Here is a 21,095-nt window from a genome sequence, read left to right on the forward strand (position 1 = left end):
ATGAATAGAATCTTATTGATCATATTTTTGTTGGCAACATTTTCTTTATCCGCTCAAATTCGGGTAAAGAATCCTGTGCAAGAATTAGGGGAGGTATTCGAGGGGAATGGTATAATCACAAGCAAATTTGTTTTATCGAATCCTTATGCAAACGATACGATTCGAATTAACCATATTGAAACTTCATGTGGATGTACTGCTATTCTTTCAAAGGACACGATGATTTTACCAATGTCAACGATCGAATTGGATTTTTCTTATGATCCTGCAGGTCGACTAGGTCTCTTCGTTAAAACAATAGAAATCCATACAACAACGGGACAGTTCGAACGCAATAAATTATACCTCAAAATTGCTGGGAATGTAGTGGCTGATAAATTCGAGAAAAAGGGTGATTTAGGAGAATTATTAAACTATCATGTAGCGCCGTTTTCGTTTTATCCAATCACACATTTTGACACCTCATATTTAGGTTTTAATCATTTAAGTGGTTTTGTAGATGATTTAAGCTACGAAATTGATTATCATCAATTTGCATCAGTTGGTTTCGATGTTCAGATTAAGTCGATTCATCAAATAGAAGAGCTTGAAAAATTATTGGAATTTACCAAGAAAAAAATAGTCAATGAGTTTAAACGACGTGGCTATTCTGCATTAACCGTTTTCTTTGAAGAACCACATTTTATGATCCTAGAAAATTTACCAAAATGGGCCGCTGCACGAGTGAATGTTTATTCTGTAAATTTTAATGATAACGATATTCAAGAAAGTCAAATTGAAGTCGCAGGTGTAAATAAGGAGGAGATACAGAAGTATATTTTGAATTATGAGCGGTTCGCAATGCCAACGAATAAGGAAATCATCGATGCGCTAAATATGGATTTGATTGAAAGCAAATACTTCTTGAATCAAAAAATTGAATTGGAAGGAATGATTCTCATGCCTTGGAAGAAGAGTAAAACTTATCGACGTAAAGCTGCTAAATCACTTACTGCTGAAATGGCTGAAGCTATAAAGATTGCAACAGGAGGAAAAAAGTCTAATATTAAGTTGTCCTTTGATTCGTTAGGTATTCACGATCAAGATAAATACCAATTCAAATTATGGGATGTTGCTGATAATAGTGGATTTGATTCATTGATTTATGAAGTAAAAGAAGATTTAATTAAAGCCCCGAAACTACCGACTTATAAGCAGTTTTTGAGTGCCGGTTTTTTATTGGATACAAATAATTATAAATTTCAACAATTCTGGAGTAATCTGATCTTAAATAATAAAGCTGGAAATGAGATTACGATTTTAATTGAAAGTAATCTATCAACCCAACAAATTGCGTTTGATGTATCGAATAATGATTTTGCACAGGAATGGGGTAGGGATGTTTCGAAATATTTAAAGCAAAGGTTTATAAATGAAACAGGGGTTAAACTTAACGTGCAATTTGAATCTCAAGTTCGAGGACCTGAATTTAAATTGTCTAAGCGAGAAAAGCTGGATTTGGACCAACTCAATTATATTAATCTAGTGCCATTGGTGCAAAATATAAAGATTAGCGATCAACAGCTTTCCAATCCTATCATCAAGCCTTACCAGGTGAATTTTGATTATTTTTTCAAAGGAATTGATACCAAGGCATGGGGATTTAAACGATTCTCAAAATCATTGGTTGATATTGTTGAACTGAATGGCTATGTGAAAATTGCAATAGAATCAAGTGTTTCTCAGATTAAAATTGATGATAAATTATCGAATAATTTTGTAGCTTACAGTCGCATTGTAGAAAGTGAATTGAGAATTCGAGAAGCAATGGCTGAAATGTTAATCGACCCTAATCGAATTATTTTTGTTAAAGAAGTGGTAAAGGAACAAGGACCGAAGTATGACGGCACTATTCCTGTTCTGCAATACCGCAAATTTCACTATATCAAATTAGAAAACATTTATTAATCATATATGAAGTATTTCATTTTATCTATCTTATTTATTTTTTCTGCTCAATCCTATGCGCATAAGTATTATGTTTCGATTTCTGATTTGAAATACAACGCAGAAACTGAAACAATTGAAGGTTATGTTAAAGTAACAGCGCATGATTTAGAAATGATACTGAGTAAAGCTTTTTTGGAAGAAGTTGAATTGGAAAATGTGAGTGATACATCTATCATCGGTTTACATATTCAGCAGTATTTGAATGAAAATTTAAAGATTTATTCGAATGGCGTACAAGCGAAACAAACTTATGTTGGTAAGGAAGTTACATTGAGAGATGAACTTTTTATCTACTTTACTTTCACTGGAATTAAAGATCCTTCAAATATTGAAATACACAATAGTTTACTTTATGAGTACTTCAAAGCACAGCAAAATATCGTGCACTACAAGTACAAAAAACAAACGAAAAGTGTAACTTTATCAGCTGCAAAGAACCGCGGAATATTACGATTTGAAAATTAACAACTGGCATTATTTATATGGGTATTATTAAACGCTTACTAATAGTATTGTTTTGTTCGAACATGGCATTCGCTCAAAATACGAATGAGAACAAGTTCAAACAATTAAAAGAAGAATTAGCAACGCCTAATGTGTTTAGGAATGCTGCTGGTGCACCAGGTCCAAGCTATTATCAGCAACAAGCCGATTATAAAATGAACATTGTTTTGGATGACGCAAAACAAAGAATTGACGGGAAAGAAACAATTACCTATACCAATAATTCTCCAGATCCATTAAGTTATTTATGGTTGCAATTAGACCAGAATATTCGAATCCCTGGTTCTGATGGTCAGTTAACAAATACTAGTACAATTGATGACTTTTCTTCGTCTTGGGCTTTAAATAGAGCAATGAATGTTGCCAATTTTGATGGCGGTTTTAAGATTCAAAAAGTAACGAATGCTGATGGTTCTGAATTGAAATATACGATTGTCGGCACAATGATGAGAATCGATTTGAAAAAAGCGCTAGTAAATGGTGCATCTTTCTCTTTTAATGTCGATTGGTGGTATAATATCAACAACCGAATGGAAATTGGAGGTAGATCAGGTTATGAGTATTTTGCAGAGGAAGATAACTATCTATATACAATTGCGCAGTACTTCCCTAGAATGTGTGTTTATAACGATGTTGAAGGTTGGCAAAATAAACAGTTTCTAGGTCGAGGAGAATTTGCATTGCCTTTTGGTGATTATTCTGTAAGTATTACTGTTCCTGAAGATCATGTTGTGGCTTCTACTGGAGTTTTGACTAACGAATCGAAAGTATTAACAAAGAAACAATTGAATCGCTTAGCGGAAGCTAAAAAGTCGGATCAACCAGTTTTTATTGTAACGCAAGATGAAGCGGAAGAAGCGGAAAAAAAGAAAAGCACAGGAACTAAAACCTGGAATTTTGAAGCTGAAAATGTAAGAGATTTTGCTTTTGCATCGTCTAGAAAATTCATTTGGGATGCTCAAAGTGTTCAATTGGAGACAAAATCAGTAATGGCAATGTCTTTCTACCCAAAAGAGGGGAATCCGCTTTGGGAGCGATACTCTACACGTGTTATTGCTCAAACTTTAAAAACTTTTTCTAAACATACTTTTGATTATCCATATCCTGTTGCAATTTCTGTTCATGCAAATTCTATTGGTATGGAATATCCAATGATTTGTTTTAATGGAGGTCGACCTAATGCGGACGGAACATATAGTGAAAGAACAAAATATGGGATGCACTCGGTAATTATACATGAAGTTGGTCATAATTATTTCCCAATGATTATTAATTCTGATGAACGTCAATGGACATGGATGGATGAAGGTTTGAATACATTCCTACAATTCGTTACGGAGCAAGAATGGCAACGTAATTACCCTTCTAGAAGAGGACCAGCTCATTTAATCGTTGATTACATGAAAGGGGATAAATCTAATATTTCTCCGATTATGACGAATTCTGAATCTATTTGGCAATTTGGAAACAACGCTTATGGCAAACCAGCAACTGCATTGAATATTTTAAGAGAAACAATTTTAGGTAGAGAATTATTTGATTATGCATTCAAGGTATATGCGAATAGATGGAAATTTAAACATCCAACACCAGCAGACTTCTTTAGAACGATGGAAGATGCAAGTGGGGTAGATTTAGATTGGTTCTGGAGAGGTTGGTTCTATACTAATGATCATGTGGATATGTCTATTGAGAATATGCAGTGGTTTAGACTAGATACGCACGATCCTGAAAAAGAAAAAGCGCAAGACAAAGAGTTTAGTAAAGAAGCAGGGGCAGGAATCAGTTCAATTCGTAATAAGGAATCTATTAAAGAAACGGTTAACGAAAAAGATCCGTCTTTGAATGATCTTTATATCATTTCTGATCCTTATGCTGTAACACCGGAAGAGAAAGCAGCATATCAAAAATTTTCGGAAGGTTTATCTCAAAAGGACAAAGATTTATTGGCTTCTGGATATGAGTTTTACCAATTAGATTTTAAAAATAAAGGTGGTTTGGTTATGCCTATAATTCTTGAGTTTGCTTTTGAGGATGGAACAAAAGAATTGATCAAAATTCCAGCAGAGATTTGGAGGTTTGACAGCGAAAATGTTTCTAAAGTTTTCTATTTCAAAAAGAAAGTAGTGGCAGTGCAAATGGATCCTTTCCTAGAAACTGCTGATTGTGAAGTTTTCGATAATTATTGGCCAAGACAGGCGGTACCAAGTCGATTTGATATTTTTCAACAGAATAAATAGTATTTAACTAATAATTTTAGTATATTGCTAATAATATTAGTTTTATATCTAAAATTAAATGAACAAAATACTAAGTTATTATTCCATTCTTGGCATTCCAACAAATGCTACTATTCCTGAAATAAGCAAAGCTTATAAACAAAAAGCAATGCTTTACCATCCTGACAAGAACAATGGTTTACCCGTTGCCACAGAGATGTTCAGGTATATCAACGAGGCCAAAACAATTTTACTTGATCCTGTTACTAGATTGCATTATGATTATTTGGTTGGCATAAAAGAACGACCAACGGTTAAAAAAGAAGCCCCAATTGATTACGATTACGAATATTATAGACCTTCTAGCAATTATACGTTAAAAGAGATGTTGGCTATTGGTTTCGCCGGGATGGTGGCTGGTTACGCAATTGGTAGGATGAGGAGGAGATAGGTGGGATTCGACAACTAGTATTTGATGTGTCACTAATAATATAAAAAACTCCGTATATTACTGTGTTGTTGTGATTGTTTTTACAACAATATTCCTATCGTGTCGACGCAATCGCTGCAAGAACAATCTCTCCGGCTTTTTTAATTTCTTCATCAGTAATCTTTGTCAAGGCATTCGTCAACTACTTTTTTAAAGCGGTCATAATCTTTCATATCAATACCGAACATTAACCATCCATTATATTCACAGTGATTTGCTTCATATTTTAAAGATACAAAAATTAAAAATGAATAGGATAAATTTGGTATATTTAGAAAGCTATATATGTATTTAGCTGTGCTGCTGTGACTATTAAATCTTGAACAATAAAGTAAAAGTCTATGGTGTTAAAGTATATTGGAACGATAATTTTAATACAATTTAGTTCATCAATTTTGTATGGACAGGAAAAAAAATACGAAGTTGTTCGTTCTATAATTAATGTTGAAAAAGTTTTTGATTTAAATACTATCTATAATGATACTTCAGCAATCTGTCTTAAACAAGTTGTCATTTCTATCTCAAATGAGGCAAAGAATGTTTGTATTAAAGATTTTGTGACAACCAGTTTGCGTGAAAAATCGAATTCTACTGATTTAGCTTTAACGAACCAAGCCAAAATGTTTTTGATGACGGACGGAAATATATTATTTGAAACAAAATACTCAGAAACAAATTATCACGCAGATATAAAGATTCTTTATTTCAAGTATTATAATCATGTGTTTATAGGATTTACAATTGATAATCATTCAGTATTTGATTCATTAATTGAATTAATTATAGATACTACATACGGTAATAATAAAAATGAGATCATATTATTTTTGACTAGTTTAGTGATTAGTAATGATCGCTTTGACTAAAAACTGATAGGAAGAGTATTATGTGGTATAAATGTTAGTTGATAAACGAAGAAAAAAAAATAACAAAATGTATAAATTTATAATCTCTATTCCGCAGATAGCTTGGCTACTGTGGTTCTTGTCGTTTAACGAGTCGGTAAATATTAGTAAAAATTGATTTGAAAAACTCAAATCCAATGTAATCAACGCCGAGTCACTGCAATCGCTGCAAGAATAATCTCTCCGGCTTTTTTCATTTCTTCCGCTGTAATTGAAAGTGGAGGAGATAACCTAAAACTATTAGGATGTGAGAGGAACCAAAAACTAATCAAACCTTTATCAAGGCATTCGTCAACTACTTTTTTAACCCGGTCAAAATCGAGCATATCAATCGCAAACATCAATCCAATACGTCTAATCTCGAATATTTCAGGGTCTTGAATTAATAAATCTTCTAATAACTGCCCTTTTTGATCGGCTTCTTGAATCCAAATCTCTTCTTTTAAAACGTCAATTGTAGCTTTGGCAGCTGCGCAAACCACAGGATGTCCACCGAATGTGGTAATATGCCCTAACATCGGGTTAAAAGTCAAATTATGCATGATTTCTTGTGAAGAAACAAATGCGCCAATTGGCATTCCTCCACCTAAAGCTTTACCCAAGGTTAAAATATCTGGAATGACATTGAATTTTTGAAAAGCGAAAAAACTTCCAGTTCTGCCAAAACCTGTCTGAACTTCATCAAAAATTAATAATGTACCTGTTTCTGTACATCTATTTCTTAATGCTACTAAAAAGTCTTGTGTTGGAATTCGAACACCAGCATCACCTTGCACAGGTTCAATAATCACTGCTGCAGTTTTAGCTGTAATATTTTCTAGTCCTTCAGTTTTATTAAAATCTAAGAATTTTACATGGGGTAAAAGAGGACGGAAAGGAGCTTTTTTCATTTCGTTCCCAGAAACACTCAACGATCCATGTGTTCCACCATGATAAGATCCATTAAAGGCAATGATTTCAGATCGACCTGTATATCGTTTGGCTAGTTTTAAAGCGCCTTCGTTTGCTTCGGTACCCGAATTCACGGTATACGAACAATTCAATTGAGGAGGAAGGATACTTTGTAAATTTTTAGCCAAGTTCAATTGGGCATCTTGAATAAATTCGCCATAGACCATTACATGTAAATACTGATCAACTTGCTGGTGAATAGCTGCTGTAACTTTAGGATGGCAATGACCGATATTGTTAACGGCAACTCCTGCAATCATATCCATATATGATTTCCCAGATTTGTCCCAAATGTAAATACCTTCAGCTCGTTCAACATCAATCAAATAAGGACTCGGATTTGTTTGAGCCTGATTGTTAATGAAGTCAATTTTTCTCTGATTCATTCGAATTGAAATTATCGATTAAACAGTTGTTTTAAACTATCTTGGAGGAGGACCTTCACCTCTTATTTTGTCTAATAATTTTCGTTTGAATTGCTCTTCAGCAATAAATACGTTAGCTGCCTTCTTTTTTCCAATTACCTTATTAAATTCCTCTAAATATTTTAAACGAACTAAGCTCTCGTTTTTTTCAGATTCAAAAAGTAATTTCATTAACTCAAATTTTCGATCGTCAGAAATAGTTTCAGATTTTCTTAATTCCTTAAAATAACTTCTTCGTTTCTTTCTCAACAATTCAACTGCCGCGTCATATTCGTTATAAACCGGCCAAAAAACTTGCGCTTCCTTAGGTGTTAAGTCCAATTCCGTTGTAATAAAGGCAATTTTATCTGCCTTCATCTGTTCAAATTGTTTTTTATTATGTTCTCTTGGTTGAGCAAAGGATATACCGATGCTAAAAATCAAAAACAACATTAAAATGTTCTTTTTCATATCAATTAGTTTAATTCATAATATAGTTCTTCGAGGTATTCGTCAGAAATTTCATAAATATCAATATCGTCCAAGTCTGATGCATCATCGTTGTCCATTGATATTCCTTCTTCTGCCAAATAATTCATCAAATCATATTCGTCCAAATAAGTTAGGTAAGTATCACTTGGTAATTCTTGTTCACTTTCAATTTCAAATTCACTTTCAATTTCTTGTTCTGAAACAACTGGTTGTTCGGCAATTTGAGTTGGCGTTTCATTCCAATCATAAAAGAATAAGAGAGCTGCTAAAACAGCTGCGACTGCAGCAATACGTCTTACCCAAACTAACGAAATTACTTTCGTTTCCTTATTTTCTTTAAGTTGCTCTAATTTATTCTCTGCAAAATCCTCAAAATAACCTTCTGGAATAGCAGGTTGAGTTGATTTTTTTAACTGATCTAAAATATTAGGTACTTCGTTTATATCTTGAGCTTGTGATGCAATCTTGTTCGCAAAGTTCGAAAAGTAATCTTTGTCAAGCTTTGGCTTTTCTGATTTTACCAAATTGTCAACTAAAGTTTCTGAATCTATTTTGTCTAATAAATTAGCGTAGAAATTTGCAAAGAACGATTCAGGAACCTCTGGTTTTGGAGATTTTATAAGATTTTGTTCTAATATGTTTTTTTCTGGCTTCATTCTATTTCTTAGACATGCTTTTACACGAAAGGTTTAATATTGTTTAATAATTTCTTCAATTTTTTTTGCAGCTAAATGATATGAAGCTTTGAGCGCTCCAACACTAGTACCTGTCATGTCTGAAATTTCAGTGAATTTTATTTCTTCAAAATATCTCAATTCAAATACTAAACGCTGTTTTTCAGGTAAAGTATCTAAAGCATCCTTTAGAATTTTTTCAATTTCATCTCCCGAATATTCCTTTCCTTCTACAACAATACCTTTTTCAAATAGGGGAGGATCTTGTTCAAAATTCACCCTTTTACTTGCAGACTTTAAAAAGGTATGCGTTTCGTTATAGGCAATTCTAAAAAGCCACGTATATAAACTCGAATCTTCACGAAAGTTTTTAAGTCCTGCCCAAACCTTAATAAAAACGTTTTGCATGACATCTTCCGTATCATCGTGATTCTTTGTGTATCGACGAATTTGCCAATAGATGCGTTCTTGATAGGTAACAACAATTTGTTTGAACCCTTCGTCGGGGTTCGAACGGTAAACATCCATTAAACTTTTATCAATTGTTGCTTTTGACATAATTAAAGTTGAAAAATCAACAATTCATAGGAGTTTATTTTCTTGAAATTACTTTCTCAACTGCATTTACAATATCTATAGTATTGATATTATATTTAGTTAAAAGCTCTTCACCAGTTCCACTTTCTCCAAAAGAATCGTTAACAGCAACATATTCCATTGGTGTTGGCATTTTTTTAGATAAAATTTGCGCAATTGAATCTCCTAAACCACCATTAACCATATGTTCCTCTGCAGTAACAACACATTTAGTTTTGCTAATTGAATCTAAGACTGTTTTTTCGTCCAAAGGTTTAATCGTGTGGATATTTATTATTTCTGGATTGATTCCTTTTGCCAATAAAACTTCAGCAGCTTCAATAGCTTTCCATACTAAATGTCCTGTTGCAATGATAGTTACATCTTTTCCTTCACGCAAAACATCTCCTTTTCCAATCTCGAATTTTTTATTAGGATCAGTAAAGTTAGGAACTTTTGGTCGACCGAATCTTAAATAAACAGGTCCATCATGTTCAGCGATTGCAATTGTTGCAGCTTTCGTTTCATTATAATCACATGGAGATATAACTGTCATATTCGGCAGCATCTTCATTAAACCAATATCTTCTAGAATCTGGTGTGTAGCTCCGTCTTCACCTAATGTCAAGCCAGCATGTGAAGCACAAATTTTTACATTCTTCTCAGAATACGCAACTGATTGTCTGATTTGATCATATACACGACCCGTAGAGAAGTTGGCAAAGGTACCCGTAAATGGAATTTTACCCCCAATTGTTAATCCTGCAGCCATGCCAATCATATTCGCCTCAGCAATTCCTACCTGAAAAAAACGATCCGGGTGTTCTTTTTGAAAAGCATCCATTTTTAAAGATCCTGTTAAATCGGCACATAAAGCCACAACATTTGGATTGGTTTTTCCTAACTCTGATAAGCCTGCGCCAAAGCCAGAACGTGTATCCTTATAATCTTGTATTTCGAAATCTTTCATTTTCATCTAAAGGTTTATAAATGTATTTTCTCCTGATTGTATAATAAATATTTTACTCGTAGTATAATCTGTTGAAACAGCCGTTTTTTGTCGATAAACGACTTTATATGTTCCGGGCTGTAAAAAGAAAGTGTCAGTTACTTTCTTGTCGTCAAAATCAATAACCCATTCAAAATCTCCATTTGGATTTTTATAAAATATTTGTCCAACCAAAGGAGAGTGAGTATTGTATTTGAAAAGTCCAGATCCTGGCACATCAATATAGCTGAATAAGCTTTGATTCACTTCCATATTGTCAATGTAAATTCGAGGTAGTGTTAATATTTCTACATCGTATTTACCGATAATATAGCGTTGTGACTGACCTGTAGTTTGCACATTTAAGGTTCTCGGATTATTGTCCAAAGCAATTCTTATTTGTACGTCTTGTTTTTTAGTTGGCCCTTTTATTCGAGGAACTACAATTCCTTGGGGGCAATCTATTGGTATTATATTGTGTTGATTTCTATAAATGGATACATCCCTTTTAATCACTTGTGGTAATGTATTTACAACCAAATCGTATTTAAGTAATGGATCTATGATTGTTATTGTGTCAGGCTGTCCAAGGTAATTTAAAGTATGCATGAATGTATATTTCAAATTCTTCGTTCCTGCTTCGTATAAGAATACAGTTACATCCGTTTCAGTCGGTGATTTATTGATATTATTTAAATCGATTTGCACTGTCGTATTCAATAATGCATCACTAATAACCGATTTCATTACTTTTTTAAACGACTCATAAGTATTCGCTTCATAAATTCGGCCAATACAATTTAAATCATTTAAATATTTAAGATCGATACCTAAACCAACTACAAAAGGAGTTACATTAATTCCTTTAGCTTTTAATTTAGCTGCAACTTCACAAGGGAATTTATCACAAGCTTCTTGACCATCGGTAATAAGTATGATGATATTTCTTGCGTCGCTGTCAGGGAAATCGTCTGCAGCCATTTCAAGTGATCGGGCTATGGGTGTTGTTCCTTTCGGTTGAACGGTATTGATGAAATATGTGATGTTATCGATTGTGTTCGAACCAAAAGGAATTTCCAACTTAGTATCATCACAATCTTGATAAGTTGGTGTAATAGGGGATTGGTGACCATAAACACGCAGCGCTAATTCTAGATTGGGAACAGATCTTAACTCATCCAAGGTTCCACGAAGAATCTCTCTAGCACGAACGATTTTTGTTGCGCCTTCCCATTTACCGTTCATCGAATTCGACGCATCGAAAATGAATAATATTCTCGTTAATTCTTGCGCATTACCAATCTGACTGCTCATACAGAACAGCAATAGAAAAATTATTTTATAACATTTATTAATAATCACCTAAAGTCTCAGTCAATTGTGATAAGGCTATCCCTTCTTGCTCTTTGCTAGGAGGAGAACCATGCCATTTATGTGTACCCATCATAAAATCGACACCGTTACCCATTATCGTCGTCATTATTATCATTACTGGCTTACCATTACCTGTTTTAGACTTGGCAAGTTCCATTGTTTTTAAGATCTCATTTATATTATGACCATCCATTTCTAATACATCCCATCCAAAAGCTTGCCATTTTTTTACCAGGTCGCCCATTGGTAGAACATCGTCAATGTCTCCGTCAATTTGTTTATGGTTATAATCAACAGTGGAAATTAAGTTATCAACCTTATTTGCAGCGGCATACATTGCAGCTTCCCAAATTTGACCTTCTTGTAATTCACCGTCACCATGTAATGTATAAACAATACTATTGTCTCCATTTAATTTTTTGGCTGCAGCAGCACCTAAAGCAACAGATAGACCCTGTCCTAAAGAACCTGATGCAATTCTGACACCAGGCAAAGATTTAGAAATACTAGGGTGTCCTTGTAATCTAGATCCAAGTTTTCTAAATGTTGCTAACTCTGATTTGTCAAAATATCCTTTATGTGCCAAAACACTGTAAAGAACTGGAGATATATGACCATTCGACAAGAAAAATAAATCTTCGCCTTCACCATTCATGGTAAATTCGTCCGGATTTAATTTCATTACCTTAAAATATAATGCAGTTAAAAAGTCGGCGCATCCCAATGAACCACCGGGGTGACCTGATTGAACAGCTGTCACCATTCTTACTATATCTCTCCTAACTTGCGAGCTAATTTTTTCTAAATCTTGTGTTTCCATCAGTACTTTGTGTTGCTTTATCGCAAAAATAGTGGAATTTTGTGTTTTAATTAATTCGGAGGGGTGTTTTAAAACGAAAGTTTTACACAGTTATAAACTTTGTTAACAAAAACAGGACTTTCTGAATAAAAATTCACAAATTTGTATGTTGCGGTGCAACTATCTATTAAGGTAGGCCGTTTTTATAACACAAAATTTAATATATGAAAAAGCTAAGTTTACTAAGCATATTCCTATTCACAATGGCATCAGTAGGTCTTTCTCAAGAAAAGAAAACCGAAAAGCCAGCGAGAATAACTATCGTTAAGGTTGAAGATACCAAACCAAAAGAAAAAACTGTATCGGTTGAGGATCAAATTAAATCTTTAAATAATCAACTATTGGCGCTTGATAAAAAAGAGGCTTGGATTCGTGAAAATCCAAAAGAATTGCTAATTGCGGTTGATCAAGGTTGGTTTGAAAATGCTGAAAAAACAAGAGTTGCGATTAGGAAAGAATTAAAAGAATTGAAGAAATAAATCGAATTATATGATTTTTAATAGAATATTTAAATACACTTTGTTCTTGCTTGTTTTTATAACTAGCGGTGCAATTTTTGCACAGGGAGATACCTGTGATGAAATGGAACCAATTTGTACTGATGAAGGCGCTACTTTTACTGCTGGAGTTGGAGCTGAATCGGAACCCGGAAATGATTACGGTTGTTTAGCAACTCAGCCTAATCCAAGTTGGTATTATTTAGAGGTTTCAGATGCTGGCGATATTATAATGGAATTATACGCAGGTTCTGATATTGATTTTATTATATGGGGACCATTTGACAATTTGGCTGATGCCAGATCTAATTGTGGTTCTTTAGGTGATGGAGATTCTCCTATTGTCGATTGCAGTTATTCAGCAGCAGCCTATGAGACACCAGAAATTGTAGGTGCAGCAGTTGGTGAAGTATATATCTTATTAATTACCAATTATGCGAGAGTTGTGCAAGAAGTAACTTTAGCTCAGACTGATGGTTTAGGTGGCACAAATTGTGGAATTGTTGTTGAGTGTGTTGTGAGTACAGGTACTTTTAATTTAAAGAAAAACGGAATTGCAATTCCAACTGAAGGACCAATCAATCTTTGTGAAGGTGATGAATTTGAAATTTTATCGAACGAAGATTATAGATTACCAAGAGATACGATTCCTTCGCCAATCGGTGATGGGATATATACTGCTCAATTGATGTGGTTGGTTTATACGGCTCCTCCACTTGGTGATAACCCTTTTGCTGATGCTGGTTATGCTGGAATAATTATACCTTCTCAGGATTTGATGGATATTAATGATGACGATAGTCCGATAGTGAATGCTTTAGGATGTGGAACTTATTATTTAGTTCCTGTTACTGGTGATGACGGTATAGGTGACGGCGGAGCTAATGATAATGGAAGTGTAACTTGGGATAAAGATGGTAATGGTTGTTATGAATTAGGCGAGCCTATTATTGTTAATTACGCTTGTCCAATTGAAGCTGACCCTGTAATTAATTGTGGTGGTGTTTTAGGAAACGCTGTCGATTTTAATATGAATGGTGGTTTCGGATCTTATTCTGTTTTTAGTACTGGTGACGGTATTTTATTATCGGATGATGTTGCGAATGGAGGCACAGTTACTATTTCAGGTTTAGAAAATGGAGATGCTTGTAGCTTCACTGTTACTGATGAAGAAGGATGTGAAAATACATTTACTTATGTTTTCCGTGCACCAGTGATTCGACCAATAGTTATTACACCTGCACTTTCATGTCCAGATGCGTCTGTTGGAAATGTTGATGTAACAATTATGGATGGCTCTGGAAATGGCGCTCCTTATGGTGTTATATTAAATGGAACTCCAAATCCAGGAAGAAATGCTGATATTGATGGGCCAGCAGGAGCAGCGATATTAATAATCGCAGTAGATGCTGAAGGTTGTGTAACGGATTCGGTTGTGACAATTACATCTGCCGGTCACTATATAGATACGGAGATTATTTCTACAACAAACATTACATGTTTTGATGATAATGATGGAACTGCTGAAGTTTCAGGTATACCAGTTGATGAATTTGATGTGCGAGATGGCGACATTACACGTATTATTTGGACTGATCCAACTGGAGCAAATTTTCCTGGTGATGAAACTAATACTTCAAGAACTGGAATGATGCCTGGAATTTGGTTGGTTACTTTTGAAGACGAATATGGTTGTATAGTTACGGTACCAATTGAAATTTTAACACCTAATGAATTGGTTTTATCTGTGAATACTTTGAATGAACCTAATTGTTATGGTTACTCTGATGGATCAATTGATTTGGCTGTTTCAGGTGGAACTCCAGGTTATGATTTTTATTGGAGAGATTTTCCAGAAGTAACAACTGATGTGCTGAATACAATTGGTGCTGGTACTTATTGGGGTTATGTTAGAGATACTAAAGGTTGTGTTGATTCAATTAGAATTGATTTAGGTCAGCCTGATTCGTTACATGCTGATATAACGGTGAAAGATGTTTTATGTTTTGGTGAAAGCACTGGAGCTATAATTGTTGATGAAGTTTATAATGCTGCTGGTAGAGTTAGTTATTTCTGGGATTTAAAAGGTGTGGTGCCTAATCCAACTTCAGATATTAACTTAGCTTCTGGCTTATCTGCTGGAACGTATTTGATTATTATTCAAGATGAGTTTTGTGATGTACAATATGATGTAACGATTACTGAGAACGATCCAATTGTATTGGTTGAATTTAGTGCTGAACCGGCTTATTGTAGAAAGTTTAATTACCAAAATGGTAATGGTCAAACTGAAGTTGCAGCAACAGGTGGGGTAGCTGATTACGGTTATTTATGGACTAATTTAGCTACAGGAGATACACGTGATAATTCAACATGGGGTGGTTTAAATCCTGGAGCTTATCAAATAGTAGTAACGGATAATGTAGGTTGTACTTTAACAGATACAATTCAGGTTGATTCGTTAAATCCTAGAGCTAACTTTACGATTACTTCAGACGAGTTCTACGCACCTCATGAAGGTACAGAAGTATTAAATGCCCATTTTGTGAATACATCTGAAAATTTTGCTAATCCTTTAAATCCATTTGCTGATACAACTTTCTTCTGGAATTTTGATCATGATAATACAAACTGGGTTTTAAGTGAAGACTTTTTCGAGACTTTCGATACCTCTTATTCCGGAGAAAATAAATTCGAAGTATGTTTAGTTGCAATTAATAAAAACGGTTGTACAGATACATTGTGTAAGATTATCACTGTGCATGCTGAACCAGATTTTGAAAATGTTAATATATTCTCTCCAAATGGCGATAACGTAAATGATAAATTTACCTTCGAATATAGAGCGCAAGCTGTTGAAACTTTCAAATGTGTGATTGTTGACCGTTGGGGAATAGAAATGTTTGAATTTGCATCGATAAATGATGCTTGGGATGGAACAACAAAAAGTGGTGCATTCTGTTCTGATGGTGTTTACTTTTACAATTACGAGATTCTTTATACCAATGGAAAAGAAGAAATAGGTCAAGGAACAATTACTTTAGTAGACGGACCTAAATAAAAACCAATAAAATATTTAAATAGCAGAAAAGGTATATCGAAAGATGTGCCTTTTCTGTTTTTAAACACTTTTTTTCCGCATAACTATTAGACAATTCTAATAAAGAAATTATCTTTGCTGCAAAATATATATCATGGCTTTAAAATGTGGAATTGTTGGATTACCTAATGTTGGAAAATCAACGTTATTTAATTGTTTGTCGAATGCTAAAGCGCAAGCGGCAAATTTCCCTTTTTGTACTATAGAACCGAATGTAGGTGTGATTACTGTTCCAGATAATCGACTTGCTGAATTAGAGGAGATTGTAAAGCCCGAAAAAGTTCAACCAACGATTATTGAGATTGTTGATATTGCAGGTTTAGTTAAAGGCGCTCACAAAGGAGAGGGGCTAGGAAATAAATTCCTTGCGAATATTCGTGAGACTGATGCTATTATTCATGTATTGAGATGTTTTGATGATGACAATATTGTCCACGTTGATGGCTCAGTCGATCCAATCCGTGATAAAGAGGTCATTGATTTTGAATTACAATTAAAAGATTTAGAAACAGTTGAAAGCAAAATTAAGGCCTTACATAGAACTGCAAAATCAGGTGATAAAGAAATTGGTAGACAATATGACTTTTGTTTAAAGTTAAAAGCTGCTTTAGAGGCTGGTCAATCAGCAAGAACAGTAGAAATTACAAATGAATCAGAAGAAAAAGTTGCAAGTGAAATGCAATTATTAACGATAAAGCCTGTTTTGTATTTATGTAATGTAGATGAAGGTTCTGCTAAGAATGGGAATGCCTACGTTGAAAAAGTAAGAGAAGCAGTTGCAAGTGAAAAAGCTGAAGTTTTAGTGATTGGTACTAAAATTGAATCGGATATTGCAGAATTTGATTCTTTTGAAGAACGTGAAATGTTTTTAGAAGAATTAGGTTTGGAAGAGGCAGGTGTGAATAGATTAATTCGTTCAGCTTATAAATTACTTAATCTTCAAACATACTTCACCGCAGGTGTAAAAGAAGTTAGGGCTTGGACTATTCCAATTGGTGCTACAGCACCTCAAGCAGCAGGCGTAATTCATACTGATTTTGAAAAAGGATTTATTAGAGCAGAAGTAATGAAATATGGTGATTTTATAGAGCTTCGTTCTGAAAACGCCGTGAAAGAAGCTGGAAAAATGAAAGTGGAAGGTAAGGCTTATGTCGTAGAAGATGGCGATATAATGCATTTTAGATTTAATGTATAAGCCTTTTAAAATTAAATTTTAACGCTAATCCGCATTCCTGTGCCATCAAAATAATTTTGATGCCATACTTCTTAATTTTGAGTAGCTTTATTCAATGGCAAGAAAAAAGGTTTTATATTGGATTGTACAAGTCGCAGGGTGGGGGGCTTACTTTTTATTCTCCATACTTTTCTTAGTAACATCTGGAAACTTTTCTTCAACAGCTAATCTCTACCTTTTTGGTTTCGCATCGATTATTGCTTCTATAATACTGTCACACGGAATTCGGTTTTTTATTGTTAGACACAGTCTTCTCACTAAACCATTGATCCACCAAATTTGGTCGACACTATTGTTATGCGTTTTGAGCGGCACATTGCTCGAGTTTTTTCAATACCTAATTACTATTGACTTCTTGGTGGTCGACTTTTACGTTCTAAGTGATATAAATTCAGATTTTTTTAATTGGGGAGATTTTCTTCTGGGGGTTTCTCGATCGATCATTCTATTCTTATTATGGTGTGGGTTTTATTTTGTTTTTGCCATTACAGAAAAATCAAGAGAACAAGAAATTCTTAATTTAAAATGGCAAGCTTCAAAAAATGAAATTGAACTGAAGAATTTAAGAGCACAATTAAATCCTCATTTTTTATTTAACGCATTAAATTCTATTCGAGCACTTGTTGGAATTGATCCTGCTCAAGCCAAATTATCAATCACGCATTTATCTGAGTTATTAAGACAATCAATAAACCTTGGTCGCCAAAAAATGATCACTTTGAGCGATGAATTGAAATTGGTTAATATCTATTTAGATCTTGAAAAAATTAGGTTCGAAGAACGTTTAGAGATAAAATATGATTTAGATGAAAAGGCGACGGATTGCGAAATTCCGCCGTTAATGCTCCAAACAATCGTTGAAAATGGTGTAAAGCATGGTGTTTCAAAGGAAGTTTATGGCGGTATTATTAGTATTTGTACGAAATTAACGAATAATACATTGGAGTTAGTTGTTACGAATACTGGCCAATTTATACCTGGGAAAGAAAAAGGCATAGGAATTGAGAATACAATAAAAAGATTGGGAATAATATATGCCAATCGCGCCAATTTTGAAATCAGAGAAATTGAAGGGACAGTAGTAGCTACAATTAAAATAAAATATACATGAAAACAATAATTGTCGATGATGAGAGGCTTGCAAGAGAAGAATTAAAGTCTTTATTAAGTAAGTATAAAGAGATTGAGGTTATTGCGGAATGTAAAAATGCAATTGAAGCGAGAGAGGCCATTCAATTACACAGTCCTGATTTGGTTTTTATGGATATTAATATGCCTGGAGAAAATGGACTTAAATTATTAGAAAGCTTGCAAAATCCACCACGAACTATATTCGTTACTGCTTTTGATGAGTTTGCAACCAAAGCTTTTGAGTTAAATGCCTTTGATTATCTAATGAAGCCCATTGATAACAATAGACTGGACGATGTCTATGAAAAGCTATTGGAGGAGAATCAAATGCCTAAATCTGTCTCTGACGCCTCAAGATTAGGAGGAGAAGACAAAGTATTGATTAAGGATGGTGACAATGTTTGGTTTATCAAATTAAATGAAATTCGTTACTTCGAATCAGAAGGTAACTACGTTAAAGTACATTTCGATAAGTATCGACCATTAATCCTTCGATCGTTAAATAGTCTTGAAGAACGTACCGATCCTCATTTATTCTTTCGAGCAAATAGAAAATTCATGGTGAATTTAAATCACCTCGTAAATATTGAAAATTGGTTCAATGGAGGTTTGCAGATTGAAATGTCTTGTGGTACTAAAATTGAAATATCTAGAAGACAAACAATTAAATTTAAGGACCAATTCAGTCTTTAATTCCAGTTGATGATACTACTGGTAGAATGATTCGGCTATCACTAAATATTTGATGCTCTGCTTTTGTAAAATCACTGCGTTTAGCATTATAAATATCTTCAATATAATTTTGTGGATTTAAGTCGAATAGGGGAAACATAGTACTTTGAATCTGGATCATTACTTTATGTCCTTTCTTGAAAGTATGGTATATATCTAATAGCGGAACGTTAACTGCGGTTTTCGTATTTGCCACAATTGGTGTCGGTGTTTCAAAACTATCGCGATATCTACCCCTTATGTAACCGCATCGAACTAATTGCTGGTAACCATTCATTTTGACGCCTTCTGGGTCAGTAGTTAGACCTTCTCTATCCATTGGATAAACATCTATTATTTTAACATATATATCGGCATCAGTTTTATTTGTTTGAAAAGCTAATTCCGCTAAAACTTCACCTAAAACAGTTAAATCTTCCGTTAAAATTTCTGTTTCAAAACTTATTACATCAGGTCTCTTGGAAACGAATCGTTGATCAGCCGTGAAATAACTTTTTGGGGCTAAACGATAAAATTTATCACCTTCAATAAATGGCACTGGACTAAAGGGATCTGAAATGAATTTAGTTGAGGATAGCGTATTGTCTGCAGCAATTGTTCTCAAAAGTCTTTCGTTCGCTAAGAAAAAAGTATCCAATGCCATTGTTTTAGGGTATTCATCAAAATAAGACCACTTATTTAGACCTGTATCATAAAGTTTAACTTTAAAGTCTAAATCTTTTCCAACTTGTTTTAGATGGTGTTCATAATAAGCAAATTCATCATTGTATAAATAATTCTTTGATAAATTATAACCGTAAAAAACATCTCCTAAATAATAAGCACTATCAAGCGCTGTTGGATGACCATGAGACCATGGTCCCATTATAAATTTAGTATTTTTCTTATTCGGCGAGGCTTCAATTTTTTTATAAGAATTTAGAATACCATATAGATTTTGTTCATCATTCCAGCCTCCGACAACCATGATATTACAATCAATTTTATCTAAATATTGAATCCAATCACGTTTTTGTCTTTCTTCATCATAATTTGGATGATCTTTAATGAATTTCCAGAAGAAATCAGTACTATCTAATATGTCAGTATAATTTGAAAGTATTAAGCGGTCGAGAAAAAAATCATAATAATCAGGTGTTATTCCAGTTTCTTTATTTATTCCATAAAATTCACTTTTGTCAACCCACCATGCTGTATCAACTGGCTCGTTTTTATCTGTTCCAAAAACACTTATTACAGGCAAATAGTTTAAAGCAAATAACCCATATCTATTGAAATCTTCAAAATAAAAATTAGTAACAGGAGCCATAGCAATGACAGCTTTCAGTGAAGGATGGTTACATCTAGCACCAACTAATGAAGTCCAACCTAAATAAGAATTTCCCATCATGCCAGCTCTTCCATTGTAGTTGTCTAAGCTATCCAACAACCATTCAAAAGTATCCCAAGTATCTGTTAATTCATCGACTTTATCTTTATCCCATAAAGAGTAGGGAGGTTTTGTGTTTTCAAAATGGTCTTCACTCATCCAACGACCTCTGATATCTTGTTGCACAAAAATATAACCAGACTTAACGAGATTTTCATTTTTATTGATTACAGCTGGAATTGTGTCAATGCCATAAGGGGTGCAGCCATAAGGTGTACGTTTTAAGATGACTGGATATTTTTGATTTTTATCTTTTGGTGCATAGATAGAAGTAAAAAGACGTACACCATCACGCATTGTAATGTAGAATTCTCGTTTCTCGTAATCTTTATTTGTGAATCCTATATTTATCTCATTCGTTTTGACTTTATCATCGTCAGTACAAGTAAATAGGAAACTAATTAGTATGATGAAAATTCGAATAAAAACACGCATAAATAGTCCTGTAAAATGAATAATCTTTATAAAGTCTGTGAATATAATAAGGAAAGCTGCGTTTTACTGACAAAAAAAAGGAGAAAATTGAATTGCCATAATTTTTTTCTTT

18 protein-coding genes are annotated in these 21,095 nt (G+C 33.9%); 10 read left to right on the forward strand and 8 right to left on the reverse strand.

Annotated features, from left to right (window positions below; translation table 11 throughout):
• From T367_RS23585 to T367_RS0102715, 5 genes are all read left to right on the forward strand, one after another.
• Positions 1-1,947 (forward strand): DUF1573 domain-containing protein, encoded by a 1,947-nt coding sequence (locus T367_RS23585; protein WP_051568303.1) that lies wholly within the window; start codon positions 1-3, stop codon positions 1,945-1,947.
• Positions 1,948-1,953: 6 nt separating this feature from the next.
• A complete protein-coding gene (locus T367_RS0102700) occupies positions 1,954-2,454 on the forward strand; it encodes a DUF6702 family protein (protein ID WP_027418469.1) in 501 nt (166 codons plus the stop codon).
• A 62-nt stretch (positions 2,455-2,516) separates the two neighbouring features.
• On the forward strand, positions 2,517-4,733 hold the full coding sequence (locus T367_RS21135; protein ID WP_245593015.1) for a M1 family metallopeptidase: 2,217 nt from the start codon (positions 2,517-2,519) through the stop codon (positions 4,731-4,733).
• A 58-nt stretch (positions 4,734-4,791) separates the two neighbouring features.
• Positions 4,792-5,163: a J domain-containing protein gene (locus T367_RS23590; protein ID WP_027418470.1), complete on the forward strand. Its 372-nt coding sequence runs from the start codon at positions 4,792-4,794 to the stop codon at positions 5,161-5,163.
• A 380-nt stretch (positions 5,164-5,543) separates the two neighbouring features.
• Positions 5,544-6,068, forward strand: coding sequence for a hypothetical protein (locus T367_RS0102715; RefSeq protein WP_027418471.1), 525 nt, complete (start codon positions 5,544-5,546; stop codon positions 6,066-6,068).
• A gap of 182 nt (positions 6,069-6,250) precedes the next feature.
• Here T367_RS0102715 and T367_RS0102720 read toward each other — a convergent pair whose 3' ends face one another.
• From T367_RS0102720 to T367_RS0102750, 7 genes are read right to left on the reverse strand one after another with little or no spacing between them, the layout of a single operon-like run.
• On the reverse strand, positions 6,251-7,444 hold the full coding sequence (locus T367_RS0102720) for an aspartate aminotransferase family protein (RefSeq protein WP_027418472.1): 1,194 nt from the start codon (positions 7,442-7,444) through the stop codon (positions 6,251-6,253).
• A gap of 36 nt (positions 7,445-7,480) precedes the next feature.
• Positions 7,481-7,933, reverse strand: a complete 453-nt coding sequence (locus tag T367_RS0102725; RefSeq protein ID WP_027418473.1) for a hypothetical protein — start codon at positions 7,931-7,933, stop codon at positions 7,481-7,483.
• Positions 7,934-7,938: 5 nt separating this feature from the next.
• On the reverse strand, positions 7,939-8,610 hold the full coding sequence (locus T367_RS0102730) for a hypothetical protein (RefSeq protein WP_027418474.1): 672 nt from the start codon (positions 8,608-8,610) through the stop codon (positions 7,939-7,941).
• Between the two features lie 33 nt (positions 8,611-8,643).
• Positions 8,644-9,186 carry an RNA polymerase sigma factor gene (locus T367_RS0102735; protein WP_051568305.1) on the reverse strand — a complete coding sequence of 181 codons (543 nt, stop codon included), beginning with the start codon at positions 9,184-9,186 and terminating at the stop codon, positions 8,644-8,646.
• Between the two features lie 34 nt (positions 9,187-9,220).
• Positions 9,221-10,174 (reverse strand): transketolase family protein, encoded by a 954-nt coding sequence (locus T367_RS0102740; RefSeq protein ID WP_027418476.1) that lies wholly within the window; start codon positions 10,172-10,174, stop codon positions 9,221-9,223.
• A 6-nt stretch (positions 10,175-10,180) separates the two neighbouring features.
• On the reverse strand, positions 10,181-11,506 hold the full coding sequence (locus T367_RS0102745; protein ID WP_027418477.1) for a vWA domain-containing protein: 1,326 nt from the start codon (positions 11,504-11,506) through the stop codon (positions 10,181-10,183).
• Between the two features lie 37 nt (positions 11,507-11,543).
• A complete protein-coding gene (locus T367_RS0102750; RefSeq protein WP_394331569.1) occupies positions 11,544-12,389 on the reverse strand; it encodes a transketolase in 846 nt (281 codons plus the stop codon).
• 200 nt (positions 12,390-12,589) lie between these two features.
• Here T367_RS0102750 and T367_RS0102755 point away from each other — a divergent pair, with 200 nt between their 5' ends.
• The 5 genes from T367_RS0102755 (at position 12,590) to T367_RS0102775 (ending at position 19,080) form a co-directional block, all read left to right on the forward strand.
• Entirely contained in the window at positions 12,590-12,904 is a 315-nt protein-coding gene (locus T367_RS0102755) for a hypothetical protein (RefSeq protein WP_157454102.1), read from the forward strand.
• 10 nt (positions 12,905-12,914) lie between these two features.
• Positions 12,915-15,983, forward strand: coding sequence for a T9SS type B sorting domain-containing protein (locus T367_RS0102760; RefSeq protein WP_027418480.1), 3,069 nt, complete (start codon positions 12,915-12,917; stop codon positions 15,981-15,983).
• 133 nt (positions 15,984-16,116) lie between these two features.
• Positions 16,117-17,217, forward strand: a complete 1,101-nt coding sequence (gene ychF / locus T367_RS0102765; RefSeq protein ID WP_027418481.1) for a redox-regulated ATPase YchF — start codon at positions 16,117-16,119, stop codon at positions 17,215-17,217.
• A 94-nt stretch (positions 17,218-17,311) separates the two neighbouring features.
• Positions 17,312-18,367 (forward strand): sensor histidine kinase, encoded by a 1,056-nt coding sequence (locus T367_RS0102770; protein ID WP_027418482.1) that lies wholly within the window; start codon positions 17,312-17,314, stop codon positions 18,365-18,367.
• Positions 18,364-19,080: a LytR/AlgR family response regulator transcription factor gene (locus T367_RS0102775; RefSeq protein ID WP_027418483.1), complete on the forward strand. Its 717-nt coding sequence runs from the start codon at positions 18,364-18,366 to the stop codon at positions 19,078-19,080. The genes T367_RS0102770 and T367_RS0102775 overlap by 4 nt, the downstream gene beginning before the upstream one ends.
• Here the strand turns inward: T367_RS0102775 and T367_RS0102780 are convergent.
• Positions 19,070-20,983 (reverse strand): CocE/NonD family hydrolase, encoded by a 1,914-nt coding sequence (locus T367_RS0102780; protein WP_027418484.1) that lies wholly within the window; start codon positions 20,981-20,983, stop codon positions 19,070-19,072. The two genes, T367_RS0102775 and T367_RS0102780, sit on opposite strands and share 11 nt — an antisense overlap.
• Positions 20,984-21,095 lie beyond the last annotated feature (112 nt).

Origin of the sequence: Crocinitomix catalasitica ATCC 23190 (assembly GCF_000621625.1) — a bacterium.
Taxonomy (GTDB): Bacteria; Bacteroidota; Bacteroidia; order Flavobacteriales_D; family Crocinitomicaceae; genus Crocinitomix; species Crocinitomix catalasitica.

Coding starts and splice junctions, on each gene's coding strand:
- T367_RS23585 (WP_051568303.1), top strand. CDS start 1: ATGAATAGAATCTTATTGATCATATTTTTGTTGGCAACATTTTCTTTA.
- T367_RS0102700 (WP_027418469.1), top strand. CDS start 1,954: ATGAAGTATTTCATTTTATCTATCTTATTTATTTTTTCTGCTCAATCC.
- T367_RS21135 (WP_245593015.1), top strand. CDS start 2,517: ATGGCATTCGCTCAAAATACGAATGAGAACAAGTTCAAACAATTAAAA.
- T367_RS23590 (WP_027418470.1), top strand. CDS start 4,792: ATGAACAAAATACTAAGTTATTATTCCATTCTTGGCATTCCAACAAAT.
- T367_RS0102715 (WP_027418471.1), top strand. CDS start 5,544: ATGGTGTTAAAGTATATTGGAACGATAATTTTAATACAATTTAGTTCA.
- T367_RS0102720 (WP_027418472.1), bottom strand. CDS start 7,444: ATGAATCAGAGAAAAATTGACTTCATTAACAATCAGGCTCAAACAAAT.
- T367_RS0102725 (WP_027418473.1), bottom strand. CDS start 7,933: ATGAAAAAGAACATTTTAATGTTGTTTTTGATTTTTAGCATCGGTATA.
- T367_RS0102730 (WP_027418474.1), bottom strand. CDS start 8,610: ATGAAGCCAGAAAAAAACATATTAGAACAAAATCTTATAAAATCTCCA.
- T367_RS0102735 (WP_051568305.1), bottom strand. CDS start 9,186: ATGTCAAAAGCAACAATTGATAAAAGTTTAATGGATGTTTACCGTTCG.
- T367_RS0102740 (WP_027418476.1), bottom strand. CDS start 10,174: ATGAAAGATTTCGAAATACAAGATTATAAGGATACACGTTCTGGCTTT.
- T367_RS0102745 (WP_027418477.1), bottom strand. CDS start 11,506: ATGAGCAGTCAGATTGGTAATGCGCAAGAATTAACGAGAATATTATTC.
- T367_RS0102755 (WP_157454102.1), top strand. CDS start 12,590: ATGAAAAAGCTAAGTTTACTAAGCATATTCCTATTCACAATGGCATCA.
- T367_RS0102760 (WP_027418480.1), top strand. CDS start 12,915: ATGATTTTTAATAGAATATTTAAATACACTTTGTTCTTGCTTGTTTTT.
- ychF (WP_027418481.1), top strand. CDS start 16,117: ATGGCTTTAAAATGTGGAATTGTTGGATTACCTAATGTTGGAAAATCA.
- T367_RS0102770 (WP_027418482.1), top strand. CDS start 17,312: ATGGCAAGAAAAAAGGTTTTATATTGGATTGTACAAGTCGCAGGGTGG.
- T367_RS0102775 (WP_027418483.1), top strand. CDS start 18,364: ATGAAAACAATAATTGTCGATGATGAGAGGCTTGCAAGAGAAGAATTA.
- T367_RS0102780 (WP_027418484.1), bottom strand. CDS start 20,983: ATGCGTGTTTTTATTCGAATTTTCATCATACTAATTAGTTTCCTATTT.